Origin of the sequence: Zunongwangia profunda SM-A87 (assembly GCF_000023465.1) — a bacterium.
In the GTDB taxonomy this organism is placed as follows: Bacteria; Bacteroidota; Bacteroidia; order Flavobacteriales; family Flavobacteriaceae; genus Zunongwangia; species Zunongwangia profunda.
On sequence record NC_014041.1, the window covers coordinates 3156934 to 3171970 of the forward strand.

Sequence of the window (15037 nt, forward strand, 5' to 3'; positions counted from 1 at the left end):
TTTCACTAGTTTCAGATAATCATCGGGATATGAATAAGGTTCGCATCCTAATTATTTTTTGAATTGAAAATAGTTTTATGATAGGGTTGCGAATCATTGATTAATCTTAGATAAAGCCAGGGATATTTTTGGTAAGCCCCTAGTTTCATTAAGAAAAAGCCAATTAAAAATACAATTCCAAAAACGATATGGACCCAAGAAATATCTACAGGATTATCGGTTAGTGGTAATGGATGCATTAAGTAGGTAACCGCATTATAAAGCCCTGCATACAAAACGATACCCAACACAAACATGAGTGTGGGATAAAATACTTTTTGATAGGTTGTCAAACTCTTCTCTTTAAAAATGTTATAAGCTACTTGACCAACCGTTATGGCCACAACCAGTGTTAAAATAATTCCGCTATCTGCACTTTTACCTTTACCTGTTAACAAAGAAAACAGAATGGCACCCAAACTTCCAAAAATTAGTACCGCAAACGCCTCTGCTGCTTTTATTTTTATTTTTAATCTTGAAGAAGGTTCACTTTTTTTAATTTCTTCACCTGCTGAAAGAAATAGATAAGCCTTGTAAAAGCCATGTAAAATAAGATGCGCCACGGCAGCATTAAAAAATCCCAAACCGCATTGCATAATCATAAATCCCATTTGCGCGATGGTAGAACAAGCTAATTTTTGTTTCACATTCACCTGAAGTAACTTGGTAAACTGCGCCGTAACTGCGGTAATACCGCCTACCACAAAAAGGATCGTTAAGGTGTTAGAAGCAAAAAGCAAGCTTGAAAAGAAGGCCAGTAAAATTCCGCCTCCATTCACAAAGCCGGCGTGCATTAAAGCTGAAGCCGGCGTAGGTGAAGTCATCACCGACATTAACCAACGCTGAAACGGAAATATGGCTGATTGAATAATGGCTGCTAATATTAAGGCTAAGGCTGCACCAATTTTGGCAAATAAAGGTAAATCTTCTACCTGCTCGCTTATTTTTACGACGGTATATTGCTTCGTGTACCACGACAATATAAGTAATCCAACCCCAAGGCAAAAAGAACCTAAAAGAAAAAATTTCTGCGCGTAACTTGCAGCCGCTTTGGCCTCTGGCCAATCTTTATTAACACCTATTAAATTGGCCATAAAAACTCCCATAAACACCCAACAGCCTAAAAACAGGAGGATATGATTAGCCATAACCAGACTTATAACTGAAAGTGTAAAGCCCAAACAATTTAAAATAAAACTTCTCCTAAATTTAAATCCTACCAGGTAATTTTTGGAATAGCTAGTGATAAGTGCCGCAAAGAATAATACAACTGTCCAGATTAGAAAACTAAAACTATTGATATAAATAATCCCTCCAAATTTCCATTCCGGTAAGTTAGAGTAAGAAATAATTATAAATAACAGATTAGCCGCAAAAAGTGCCCAAAGCACCAGGTTTGCTAATGAAAAAAGGCCCGTAGATTTTTTGTTTGCGTTCACTTGTTGAGCTTTCACGAATATTTTCAGATTTAAATTATTTATCGTTGCAAATGTCTAAAACATAATTTATATATTTTTATTTATATATTCTATATAAATCATTAATTAAATTTATGCTTTTATTTTTACGGATTTTAAGTTAAAACATTTCTGAAGAAAACTATGCTTTTTTAAAAATTAAGAAGACATAAAATAGTATCATAAATCATGTACTATATAAAAAATAGTCATTATTAACCGCTAGCTACTTTAATAGTTCCCGGGTATAAACCGAAAAATATTAAAACTTTCGAAGTGATGTCGATATTCATCGGTATCGGAATATTCTAACTTTTATCGATATTCATAAAACAAAAGCTATCTAAGAAAGATGATCATCTTTTATTATATACACAATTGTATTTATATCTAATGATCTATAAATAAATCTGGTTATATTTCTCATGTTATGGATTAACACAACGCAATGATTATGAATCGGACTTTCTGAGCAACGATGTAAAAGAAAAAATTAAAAAATCTCTCCATTTAGGTCGTTTTATGGATAAGGCAGGATATATTATAATTGTAAAAGCTCTAACGTGAAGGAACCAAGAAGCCTTCAACAAGGACTTTACTTTTAAATGAACAAAAACATCAAAATCTTTATTATGCACAAAAAATTGATCGCAACCTCAAGAAAGATCAAGGTTGGAGCTGAGCTTATTAGTTAAATGCTTTATTGCTTCAACCGAATCCTATTTCATCGATGCTAGGATCTTATCGATATCGTCTTCCGTTGTATCTGGATTGATAAAGCAGAAACGCGCTACTGTTTCTTTTTTCCAGGTGGTTGGCGTAACCAATGCGAAACCAGAATTGTGATTTTTATAGGTCCAGTCTTTATATTGATCTGGCGTCCAGTCTTTTCTTCTAAATAAAACCACTGATAAGCTGGAAGGTCGCACCACCTCAACATGCTCGCTTTCATTTATTTTGTTCTCAGCAATTTTAGCAAGCTCAATACCTCGTTCAATGGCCTGCTTATATTTATCTGTTCCGTGCATGGCCAAAGAAAACCACAAAGGCATACCGCGTACACGACGTGTTAATTGAATTTGATAATCTGCTGGATTAAAGCCCTGTGCCCCTTCATCTTTAAAAATTTCTAAATACGCTCCTTTTTGAGAATGGGCATTTTTGGCATGTTTTAAATCCTTATAAATTACCGCCCCACAATCATAGGGAGAAAAAAGCCATTTATGAGGATCTATCGTAATGCTATCGGCTTTTTCGATACCGTTAAATAAATTTCGAACTGAATTTGCTGCTAAAGCACCACCACCGTAAGCACAGTCTACATGAAACCAAACATTTTCCTGTTCGCAAACACTAGCTATAGAATCCAGTTCATCTATTATTCCGGCATTGGTTGTTCCTCCGGTAGCCACAACCGCAAATAAACGTTTTCTATCTTTTTCTTCAAGCTCTTCAATCGCTCTACGAAGTTCTGCGCCAGTGATCCTTTCATCGTGATTATCGATCATCACTACATCGGCATCAATAACCTTAGCCATAGCCTGTACCGAACTATGTGCCCCATCTGAAGTTAATAGCAATCCGCGTACACTTACATTATCTGAAGATCTTCTTCGCCATTCTTCCCTTGCCGCAACCATAGCCGAGAGATTTGCTGCCGTACCGCCACTGGTAAAAACCCCAAATGCGGTTTCCGGCAAACCGGTAAGAGAAACCAGCCATTTCATCGCCTGGTTTTCACAAAAAATTCCACCGGCACCTTCCATCCAATATGCGCCATGAATACTGGAAGCCGAGGTTACCAAATCGAACATAATAGCTGCCCGGGTTGGTGCTGCAGGAACAAAAGCTAAATGCCTTGGATGATCAATAGGCACACAGGCCTTTACCAGAACATCTTTAAAAAGTTTAAAGGCATTCTCCCCACCAATTCCATTGGGTGTGATGGTCTCCCCTACAATTCGTAATAATTCTTCTTCCTTTTTAGGAGCGCCAAGCTCTGGTGTTATATTCGAGATACGATCTATGGTATATTTCATAACGTCTAGCGTCATTTCTACCAGATCCATATCTATCGTATGCATCTTATTTTGTTCCAAAAGTGAGAATTTTAAAATGTTGTTCTAAAGGATTTAAATGCTCAAAAAGTGTATCTAAAAGCTCCTGACCGTACATGGCATAAACTTCAGAAAAATTGGTTTGTCGCTCTTGTAAACTCTTATTGGGGAAAAGTTGATTTTGTAAAGCTGCGATTCGGCTTACCTCATCTTTTAATTTTCGTTTTTGCGCTTTCAGCAATCGTTTTTCCAGATGATCTAATCCTTTTAATTGTTTTACTTCCTGGGCCTTCACTGCACCAAGAAAAGATTTATCGGTTTTTTGAGCTAAATCGTACATTTCTTGAAACTGATTTACCAAATATTCCTTTTGTTTGCTGAAATCAATATCGATATTCGATATTTTACGAACTTTTCTGTTGATTAATTCGTGCTGCTTTAAAAAAAGTTCTTTATTAGAAATATCTAATTTCTTCCGCTTTTCTTTTTGCTTTTCGGTTTGTAGTAAGGCTGAATTTCGCAGCAGTAGCATCGGGAAAGGCACGTTTTCAGCTTCAAAATAATCTTTTAATTCCAGCCAGTAAGCCAATTCGCCGCCACCACCGATATAACATAAGTTAGGCAAAATAACTTCCTGAAAAAGTGGTCGCATCATCACGTTTGGGCTAAAATGCTGCGGTTGCTCATGCAATTCAGCAATAATCTCCTCTTTAGTCCATTCTATTTGCTTCTCGTGTACATAAAATCTTCCGTCTCGTTTTATAATACGTTCACGATACCCATTATTTAAATAGAAAAGGTTGATTTCACGCGGATTCACCTGTACATTATAGCCTAGATTGGATAATTTTTCGGTGTTTTCTTTAGTTGTTTTAAAAGAGCGTTGCTCAAGCAATTCATTTTCAGCAAAAGGTATAAACAATTTTTTAAGCTCGGGTTGTTGTGCGCCCATAATGACTAGCCCATATTCTTTAAAAAGCTCATTGGCCAGATAACGTGTTGCCTCAGTTAAATTGCTGTGTTTTAAATAGGCATTTTTAAACAAGAATTTCAAATATTCAGCATCCTTACCACCCCCAATTTCTGAGGAAAACAGTTCAAAAACCTCCTTCAGGCCTTCCGTTGATAAATAACCTACCGCATCGATACCCGCACCTTTTTCTGTAGAATTCCATTGAAATTTCTTCCCGTTTAAATTAAAATAATTAATTTCAGCAAAATCATGATCTTCAGTAGCCATCCAGTAAATCGGGACAAAATCATATTCCGGATGCTTCTTTTTAAGGATTTTAGTAAGATTGATTACTGAAATGATCTTATATAAAAAATACAGCGGCCCGGTAAACAAATTTAGTTGATGTCCGGTGGTGATGGTAAATGTAGTGTCTTTAGAAAGTGCTTCAATATGGTCCAAGGTAGCATCAGAAATTTCAACTCCGTTGTATTGTTTCTTAAGGCTTTCTACCAAAACCTTTCTATTTTCCGAAGAAAAACTTTGTTGCTTTTCTTTAATTTGAGCTTCAAAATTTCCAATTTCAGGAAATCGATGATAAAATGGCGATAATTCTTCCTTCTTTTCCAGGTAATCCAAAATAAGTTTGGAAAAATAATTGGTTTCGGAATACGAAATACAATCAGTAGGCATACACTTTTTTTGAGTTTGCTAAGATACCGAAGATATAACTTTTATCCACTAAATTTTAGTTAATTCCCCTGTCTACCCTATCTTTACTACAATTAATTAAACCCCTCACTCATTTTATGAAGAATAAATTACTCCTAATTACCTTTACGATCCTGAGTTTTGTAAATGTAAAAGCACAGGTAAAATCACCCTCAGATTTTTTAGGATATGAACTTGGAAGCCAATTTTCAAGACATGCCGATGTTGTAGATTATTTTAAATATATCGCAGAAAAATCTCCTTTAGTTACTTATCACACTTACGGTAAAACCAATGAAAGACGACCACTTACCTGTGCCGTGATTTCTACAAAAGAAAATCTTGGAAACATCGAGGAAATCAGAAAAAATCACTTGCGCCAAACCGGCATCTTAGACGGCACTCCCACAACCGATAAAGCCATCGTTTGGTTAAGTTATAACGTGCATGGTAATGAAGCATCTAGTACGGAAGCTTCGATGAAAACCCTTTATAATCTAATTACTGAAAAGCAGGACTGGTTAAAAAACACCATCGTTATTATCGATCCTTGTGTGAATCCCGATGGACGTGATCGTTATGCCAACTGGTATAATCAGGTAAAGCAAACGCCATTTAGTACTTCACAAGATGCTGCTGAACATTACGAGCCATGGCCCGGTGGCAGGCCTAACCATTATTTATACGACCTAAACCGTGATTGGGTTTGGGCCACACAGGTTGAAACACAAAGCCGTTTAAAAATCTATAATCAGTGGATGCCGCATATTCATGTCGATTTTCATGAACAGGGAATTAACAACCCCTATTATTTTGCTCCCGCAGCCGAGCCATTCCATGATATTATTACGCCTTTTCAAAGAGATTTCCAGACAAGAATTGGTAAAAACAACGCTAAATATTTTGATAAAGAAGGATGGTTATTTTTCACTAAAGAAAGTTTTGATTTGCTTTATCCAAGTTATGGTGACACCTATCCAACATATATGGGAGCTATTGGGATGACCTACGAACAGGCAGGTCATGGCCGTGGCGGATTAGGAATCAAAACCGACCAGGGTTATATTTTAACCTTAAAAGACCGAATTGAACACCATTTTACTACAGGAATATCGACCATAGAAATGGCGTCAAAAAATGCAGAAGAACTTTCACAAGAATTCAGTAATTATTTTAGCGATCTTGATAGAAAATATCAAACTTTTGCACTTAATGGCGATAAAGACAAAATTGATGCTTTAAAAGAATTATTAGATCGTCATGAAATTAAATATTCTAACGCCAGATCTGGCGAAAAAATATCAGGGTACAGCTTTACTGAAAACAAAGATGGAAATTTAATCACCACACATCAAACCTTACTGGTGAGCACCCAACAACCAAAAGGACATATGGTTGAAGTACTTTTTGAACCTAAAACAAAATTAAACGACTCGATCACCTATGACATCACGGCATGGAGCTTAGCTTATGCCTATGGTTTAAATGCTGTTGCAAGTACTAAAGCTTATTCCGGAAAAAGTACTACGGAAACATCGAATATAAATAATACAGTAAATGCTGAAGGTGCAGGATATATCGCCAAATGGAATAGCATGAAAGATGCCGAATTTTTAGCGGCTTTATTAAAGCAGAATGTAAAAGTTAGGTTTAGCGAACTTCCTTTTTCTTCGGAAGGGAAAAAATTTAGTGCTGGTAGTTTAATTATTACAAAAAGTGATAATAAAAATCTCGAAGATTTTAATGAAATTGTGATTGCAACCGCAAATGAATTAAAAAGAGAACTGACCATAGCCAATACAAGTTTTGTAACCAGCGGACCCGATTTTGGATCTCCAGATGTAAAATTAATCGGTAATCCTAAAATTGCCATTCTTCGCGGTGAAGGGACTTCTTCCCTTAATTACGGGGAGATCTGGTATTTCTTTGAGCAGGAATTAGATTATCCTGTAACCGCTATCGGTACCGATTATTTTAACCGAATCGATCTTGATTCTTACGATATTTTAATAATTCCGGAAGGTTATTACGCAAGCGTGTTAGGTGACAATTCTATAAAAAAGATACAAGACTTTGTTCGCGCTGGTGGAAAAATGATCACCATTGGAAGAGCTGTTGGTTATTTTGCGGGTAAAGATGGTTTTAATATCAAACAAAATCATGATGAGGAAAATAAAGATGATGCTGATAAGCCGAATCTTACGCCTTACAGCATGAGACAACGAGAAAGCATTAAAAATAATAGTCCAGGAAGTATTGTTAAAACCACAGTTGATAATACGCATCCACTGGCTTTTGGATATGATAAAACGTATTTCAGTCTTAAACTGGGCAGTAGTAATTATGGAATACTTAGCAAAGGTTATAATGTTGCTTATATGCAGGAACCTCAGGTAGTTTCTGGATTTGTAGGAAGCGAAGCCTATAAAACACTTGAGAATTCTGTTGTTTTTGCTGAAGAAAATATGGGGCGCGGTAGCGTAATCTACATGGTAGATAATCCATTATTCAGATCGTTCTGGCAGAATGGTAAATTGTTTTTTGCTAATGCCTTATTTATGGTAAAGTAGAAGTTTAGATGCTAGAGATGAAATTTAAGATATTAGAGCTTAGATTCTAGAAGTCAATGCTGAATGCTGAATGCTGAATGCTGAATGCTGAATGCTGAATGCTGAAAATTAAATTGTAAACAATGACATTAAAAAAAATACTTATACTTTTTTATGTGCTATTCGTTTATACGCTAAATGCGCAGGAAGATAGTTCGCTAAAAGTAAACTTTGAAAGTTTTACATTGCCTAATGGCCTTACCGTTATTATGCATACCGATCATTCAGATCCTGTAGTTGCAGTGGCGCTAACTGCACACGTAGGATCGGCGAGAGAGAAAGAGAATCGTACCGGTTTTGCTCATTTATTCGAGCATTTATTATTTCTGGAATCTGAGAACTTGGGTAAAGGCGGACTCGATAAAATGAGTGCAAGAATTGGTGGTTCTGGTGCCAATGGATCGACTAGTCGCGATCGCACCAACTTTTTTCAAACAGTACCTAAAGATGCTCTTGAAAAAATGATCTGGGCAGAAGCCGATAAATTAGGCTTCTTTATCAATACGGTAACCAAACCGGTCTTGGCCAAAGAAAAGCAGGTGGTTAAAAACGAAAAAAGACAGAGTTATGATAACCGGCCTTATGGACATACAATGTATGTTATCGACAAAAATCTTTATCCTAAAGATCATCCATACAACTGGCAGGTCATTGGTAGTTTAGAGGATCTTCAAAATGCTACACTTCAGGATGTAAAAGATTTCTATAATCAATGGTATGTCCCTAATAATGTGATTTTAACGATTGCCGGTGATTTTGATAAAGAAAAGGCAAAACAATGGGTGCATAAATATTTTGATGAAATCCCATCTGGAGAAGAAATTAAAAGACAGGAAAAGCAATTAGTAGATCTCGAGGAGACCAAAAAATTGTATTACGAGGACAACTTTGCGCGTCTGCCCGAATTAACTATGGCTTGGCCTAGCGTTTATTCGTATCATGAAGATTCTTATGCCTTCTCTATTCTGGCTGAATATTTAAGTAGCGGAAAAAATGCGCCTTTGTACAAAAAACTGGTAGAAGAAAAAGAATTCACGGGATCGGTTAACATGTACAATTATAGCTCTGAACTTGCCGGGGAACTATTGCTTCAGGTTAGAGCTTACGAGGGAAAAGATTTAGATAGCGTAGCTGCGGCAATCGAAGAAACTTTTGCTGAATTTTCCAAAAACGGAATTTCAGATAAAGATCTTAAACGTATAAAAGCCGGACAGGAAACCAGTTTTTATAATAGTATTAGTAGCGTCCTGGGAAAAGGCTTTCAGCTAGCCCAATATCAGATTTTTGCCAACGATCCTAACTTTATCAATAAAGAAATGAACAAGCTCCTGGCGGTAAGCAAGGAAGACGTGATGCAAGTTTTTAATAAATACATCAAAGATCAGAATTATGTGGCTACAAGTTTTGTACCTAAAGGGCAAAAAACATTAGCACTGGAAAATTCTAAACCCGCAGAAATTGATGAAGAGAAAATCGTTGAAGGGGCTGAAGAGGATTTTGATGCCTCCCAACAAGCCGATTACGAAAAAACTCCATCCAGCTTTGATAGAAGTCTTGAGCCTCCCTATGCTGCCACACCACAGCTTACTACTCCTGCAGTTTGGAAAGATTTTATGCCTTCAGGAATGCAGGTTTATGGAATCACTAATAGCGAGGTTCCCCTAGTGAAATTTGAATTTCAGTTGGAGGGCGGATTACTCTTGGAAAACCCAAACAAAACTGGAGTCTCTAATTTACTGGCAGAAATTTTAGGGGAAGGAACAGCGAATAAAACCCCGGAAGAATTAGAAGAAGCCATCGCTTTGTTAGGTGCCCATATCAGGATTAATTCGAGCAAAACTCAAATTAGTGTTTCCGGTAGTACTTTGGCTAAAAACTTTACAGAAACTATCGCTCTGGTTGAAGAAATATTATTGCACCCAAGATGGGACGAAGAAGAATTTAAACTGGCAAAACAGCAGGTGCTTAACCAGCTTGAAGAAGAAAAAGCAAATCCAGACGTTATCGCCAATCTGGAATTTCAAAAACTGATCTATGGCGAAAGAAATATACTATCTAAAAATATACTTGGAACTAAGTCTAGTATTGAGGATATTAACATTAAGGATCTAAAGGATTATTACCAGGAGAATTTGACACCACAGCGCACCAAATTTTTAGTGGTGGGTGCGGTGGATAAAAGTCAGGCCACCGATGCTTTAAAATCAATTTCGGCAAACTGGCCGGCAAAAAATGTACAGTTGCCCAGGATTACCAAACCTGAACTTCCAAAAAAATCGAAGGTATATTTCTATGATATTCCGGGAGCGAAACAATCTGTTTTTAGGTTTGGCTCACCGGCGATGGCAGCTACCAGTAAAGATTTCTATCCGGCAGAAGTAATGAATTACCGGTTGGGCGGTGGTAGTTTTGCTTCCCAGCTTACCCAGCAATTACGGGAAGGTAAAGGCTATACATATGGCATTAGATCGGGATTTTTTGGAGATAAATATGCAGGTTGGTTTATGATTTCTACCGGTGTAAGAACCAATATTACAGATGATGCTGCTAAACTTGTAAAGAACATATTGCAAAATTATCCAGAGAATTTTAATCAGTATGACCTGGAGGTTACTAAAAGCTATATGATAAAGAGTAACATGCGTAAATTTGAAACTTTAGATGCTAAACTTAATATGCTTAGTGAAATTAGTAATTACGATCGTGATTACGATTATATTAAGCAAAGAGAAGAACTGGTTAATAAGTTGGATATTCTTAATATTCAGGATTTAGCAAAAAAATATATCAATCCAAACCGGATGTATTATTTAATTGTTGGTGATGCCAAGACTCAACTAGATAAACTAGGGCAACTGGGCTTTGGAAACCCCATACTTTTAAACCCTGAACAGGAATAAGTTTAATCAAAATTCGTACAATATGCCCCATTCTTTAATTATTAAGAATGGGGCTTTTTATTAAAAAAATAATATATTAAAAGCTTATTCATTGAGATAACATCATATTTTATATTTTGTAATACCAATCTTCCTCTTTTGTACTGATTTGAAGAAGAGAAAAACAGCATTCAATGTTTAGACTTCCTAAAGACTGTTCTATAATAACACTTTAAACATTCGAAAAAATAAATGTTTAAATAACATTTGTATATTTAACCTAAGCATCTGAAGCATTTTAAGGATCTTAAAATAAAACGCCGCAAAAAATCGCTATCTAATTTTAATACATTTTTGCGCACACCTAATAGAAAAATTTAAAGTGTATATTTCTAACCCTACATCATCATATCTCCTTAAGGAACGATTTCGGCCGACTTTAAAATTTTTCATTTTTTTATTTCTTTCTGTTGAATTTTTATACCCACAATCCCCGCAATATGTCTTTTCAGAAATAAATGCGAGTGACGGCTTATCGGGAAATAAGGTGCGTAGCATCGGTCAGTTAAGTGATGGCAGGATGGTTATTGTTACAGAGGGTCTGGTAGACATTTATAACGGGAGCTCTTTTACTTATATGCACTATAATGAAGATAAAGATTATGAACTATCCGATTATTCCGGTTATCACCGCCTTTATATAGGTCCTAACGACGGTATCTGGCTGAAGAATACATACTCGCTTAAGTATATCGACATGAAAAAAGAAAAATTGATTACCGATGTGGATCAAATTTTTCAAAAAATGGGAATAAATGAAAAAGTGACTGATTTTTTTATTGATCCTAATAAAGACTTTTGGTATAAAGGGGAAAGCGGAAAGTTATTTTTTAAACCTAAGGATAAAGAAAAGGCTTCGGTTTTTATAGATAAGTTGCCTAAAAACGATCCGCTTTATGACCTTACGGTAGCTAAAAATCAGGTTTTTCTATTTTATCGCTCAGGACAGGTAGAAGCTCACCATCTCACTTCAAAAAAAATTAGGCATTTTAAAAATTCCATTCAAAATAAACCTTATCACAATACTTTATTGGTGGTTCCAGATAAACATTACATCTATCAATTAAGAAATGGGGATAGCTTGGGAATTGCACATCGGTTGGATATGAACAGTGGAGAATGGGAGATGCTTCTTAAAACCGATTATTTTCTAAATACATTGAGCATCGATTGGAATCGCAATATTTGGATTACCAATCCTAAAGGAATTATGCAAATAGATACTTCACTATTCCACAAAAGAACCATAGAAAAACTTAAACTGCTAAATGGAGATGTCATTAATTCTGAAATAAGTACTATTTTCTTTGACAAGAATAAAGGGGTATGGATCGGTACATTAAACAGAGGGCTTTTATATTATCACCGGGACCGTTTTAAATTTAAAAATATCGGACATAAGTTCTTTCCTCATACCTCAGAAAAAGATATCGTAATAAATGGGTTTTCTGAATTTGACGATAAAGTTTTAGTAGCTACTGATAACGGAGTTTTTTTATATTATCCAAAGAACCAAAAAATAGAGCGATTTTCAAGATTTACAACTCCATTAAAATGCAGGTTTATTTTTACCGAGGATGATGATTGCTGGATTGGCACATCCAATGGTCTCTATATTTCCAATAAAAAGACTTTCCAAAAACTAAAAACCCCATTCTCACAAGTTTACCAGTATCTTGGCGCTTCAATTCATCAATATTTGTTGGCTACAGATCAGGGTTTGTTTTTATTGAACTCTAAAAATAATGCTATAACACAGGTAACAGAAAAATCAGCTCCAATTTTTAATATTTCAAGGATTGATTCTAATAAGTATGCCGGAGTTTCCAGGGAAGGCCTGTTTTTTATAATCTTAAAGAAGATTGTCTCCAAACAGCAAAAACCAATACTGAAATTCGCTTTTTTCATCAAAAGAACCAGGCCATCAATGATTTGTATACGGATAGTCGTGGATGGTTATGGACCGCTTCTCAGGATGGATTAAGTGTTTGGTTTCCTAAAAAAAATAAACTTAAACATTTCTATGCAAAAGATGGCTTGGTAAACAACAGTATCCAATCGATTATAGAAGATGATAAACAACAAATTTGGGTAGCTACTTCTAACGGGTTGTCTTGTGTACATATATCTGAAGAAAAAAAGGACCCGGCCTTCTTTTTTACAAATTATAACCAATATGATGGTGTTGTAGATTATGAATTTGTAAAAAATTCAGTACTAAAAATGAACAATGGTAGTTTGTTATGGGGCGGCTTGGATGGTTTTAATATTTTTAATCCTGCCAATAATCTTTTAGAAAAAACAAAATTAGAAGTACCAATTTTCACGCAGTTCGAATTATTTGGGAAGCCTATATCACCAGGGCAGGAATTTAACGGTAAAACCATTTTAGATAAAGCCATACAATACACCTCAGCAATTACACTGAAGCACCGACAAAATTTCTTTTCTTTAAGTTTTTCTGGATTAAATTACACCAATGTATCGAAAACAAAATACAAATATAGGCTTGAGGGAATCGACGAAAACTGGCAGGAAATAGCACCGGATAATGGATTAGGAAAAGCTTCTTATACCGATTTAAGCCCGGGAGACTATACCTTAAAAGTGACCTCTTCTGCTAACGGAACAATATGGAGTGATATGGCCACTCTACATATTATCATTTTACCCCCATGGTGGAAAACCTGGCCGGCCTACCTGGGTTACATAGTACTGATTTTGTTCATTATATATCTATGTTTCCACTTACTTTTAAAATATCAAAAGGAAAAACTTAAAGCAAAACAGTCGGAAGAATTACGGACTTTAAAAGATCAGTTTTTCACCAATGTAAGTCATGAACTAAAAACGCCACTTAGCCTTATCATTACTCCTTTAGCCTCTATTCTAAAAACCGAAAATAGTTCGAATCGCTCTAAATTGACTAAAATTCATCAAAGTGCTATAGAGTTGTTACAATTGGTAAATCAATTACTGGACGTTCGCAAAATCGAAACTACCGGGAAACTATCTGTAAATTCTGATTGCTGCCAGCTTAATCAGCTTTTAAATAACGTTACTCAGCCTTTTGATGAATTAGCACAGCATAAGGGAATACGTTTTAAAAGAGAAATTTCTAAAGAAGAAACCTTAATATTTATAGATAATGAAAAGTTTAAAAAAATAGTAAGCAACCTGTTATCTAACGCATTTAAATTTACACCGCAAGAGGGCAAAGTGAGCTTTATCGGGGAACTAGATGGAGAAATCCTTAAAATACAGGTTACGGATAATGGTAAGGGGATTGCAAAGGAAGAAGTACCAAAAATTTTTGAACGCTATTATCGATCTAATCCTGAAGGTGAGAATACCGGTACCGGTATTGGCTTACATCTGGTTAAATCTTACCTGGAATTATTAGGGGGAACGGTAAATGTAACCAGTGCACCAGCTAAGGGAAGCACGTTTACCGTAAGGATTCCGGTAAGGATAAATATTCCTGCCCAACCTAAAATCCTAACTTCTTATAAAGATACCAATGAGGGCTTTTCCATTTTAATTGTAGAGGATCATCCAGATTTTCAGGATTTCTTGTTTTCTGAACTTAAAGAGGATTTTAATATTTATACGGCAAAGAATGGGTTAGAAGGTTTAGAACAAGTAAAAAAACATCATCCCGATCTTGTGATTAGTGATATAATGATGCCCGTAATGACGGGAATAACTTTATGCCATAATATTAAAAGTGATATTGAAATCTCTCATATCCCGGTGATTTTACTTAGCGCACGATCTTCAGAAGAATCTAAATTAAAAGGTTTTGAAGCTAAGGCCGATGCTTATATGGATAAACCTTTTAATCTGGAAATCCTTAAACAACGTATTGAAAATCTGGTACAGGAACAACAATCCCGAAAAGAAGTTTTTAAAAATTCAGCTGAAATTAAGCCAGACGAAATAACGATCGGTAAAACCGATAGCTTATTCATGGAAAAAGCGCTACAGAAGGTTCACGAAAATATGGAAAACACAGCTTATTCTGTTAAGCAATTAAGTAGTGATCTTAACATGGATCGTACCGGACTTTTCAGAAAAATAAAGGCTATTACTGGCCTATCTCCTACTGCCTTTATTCGCTCCATAAAATTAAAACATGCTCGCCAACTTTTGGATGAAGGAAAATCAGTTTCCGAGGTATCTGTTAAAGTAGGTTTTTCCAGCCTTAGCTATTTTGGAAAATGTTTCCAGCAGGAATATGGAAAAAAACCATCAGATTATAAAAACTGAGAAA

7 protein-coding genes are annotated in these 15037 nt (G+C 35.7%); 4 read left to right on the forward strand and 3 right to left on the reverse strand.

From position 1 onward, the window contains the following. Positions 1-47 precede the first annotated feature (47 nt). The 3 genes from ZPR_RS13875 to bshC all read right to left on the reverse strand — a co-directional run bounded on the left by ZPR_RS13875 (position 48) and on the right by bshC (position 5198). Positions 48-1478: a proton-conducting transporter transmembrane domain-containing protein gene (locus ZPR_RS13875; protein ID WP_233421303.1), complete on the reverse strand. Its 1431-nt coding sequence runs from the start codon at positions 1476-1478 to the stop codon at positions 48-50. A gap of 737 nt (positions 1479-2215) precedes the next feature. Further along, positions 2216-3580 carry a pyridoxal phosphate-dependent decarboxylase family protein gene (locus tag ZPR_RS13880; protein ID WP_041578948.1) on the reverse strand — a complete coding sequence of 455 codons (1365 nt, stop codon included), beginning with the start codon at positions 3578-3580 and terminating at the stop codon, positions 2216-2218. A gap of 1 nt (position 3581) precedes the next feature. Continuing rightward, a complete protein-coding gene (gene bshC / locus ZPR_RS13885; protein WP_013072347.1) occupies positions 3582-5198 on the reverse strand; it encodes a bacillithiol biosynthesis cysteine-adding enzyme BshC in 1617 nt (538 codons plus the stop codon). Between the two features lie 116 nt (positions 5199-5314). On the opposite strand from bshC, the gene ZPR_RS13890 reads away from it, so the two are divergent. The 4 genes from ZPR_RS13890 (at position 5315) to ZPR_RS13905 (ending at position 15033) form a co-directional block, all read left to right on the forward strand. Then, positions 5315-7786 (forward strand): M14 family metallopeptidase, encoded by a 2472-nt coding sequence (locus ZPR_RS13890; RefSeq protein WP_013072348.1) that lies wholly within the window; start codon positions 5315-5317, stop codon positions 7784-7786. Positions 7787-7908: 122 nt separating this feature from the next. After that, entirely contained in the window at positions 7909-10725 is a 2817-nt protein-coding gene (locus ZPR_RS13895; protein WP_013072349.1) for a M16 family metallopeptidase, read from the forward strand. Between the two features lie 526 nt (positions 10726-11251). After that, positions 11252-12748 carry a ligand-binding sensor domain-containing protein gene (locus ZPR_RS13900; protein WP_148211734.1) on the forward strand — a complete coding sequence of 499 codons (1497 nt, stop codon included), beginning with the start codon at positions 11252-11254 and terminating at the stop codon, positions 12746-12748. After that, positions 12697-15033, forward strand: coding sequence for a hybrid sensor histidine kinase/response regulator transcription factor (locus ZPR_RS13905; protein WP_049771452.1), 2337 nt, complete (start codon positions 12697-12699; stop codon positions 15031-15033). The genes ZPR_RS13900 and ZPR_RS13905 overlap by 52 nt, the downstream gene beginning before the upstream one ends. Positions 15034-15037 lie beyond the last annotated feature (4 nt).

What these genes read in the sequence shown, in the direction of transcription:
- bshC (WP_013072347.1), bottom strand. Translation starts at nt 5,198, where the DNA reads ATGCCTACTGATTGTATTTCGTATTCCGAAACCAATTATTTTTCCAAA.
- ZPR_RS13890 (WP_013072348.1), top strand. Translation starts at nt 5,315, where the DNA reads ATGAAGAATAAATTACTCCTAATTACCTTTACGATCCTGAGTTTTGTA.
- ZPR_RS13895 (WP_013072349.1), top strand. Translation starts at nt 7,909, where the DNA reads ATGACATTAAAAAAAATACTTATACTTTTTTATGTGCTATTCGTTTAT.
- ZPR_RS13880 (WP_041578948.1), bottom strand. Translation starts at nt 3,580, where the DNA reads ATGCATACGATAGATATGGATCTGGTAGAAATGACGCTAGACGTTATG.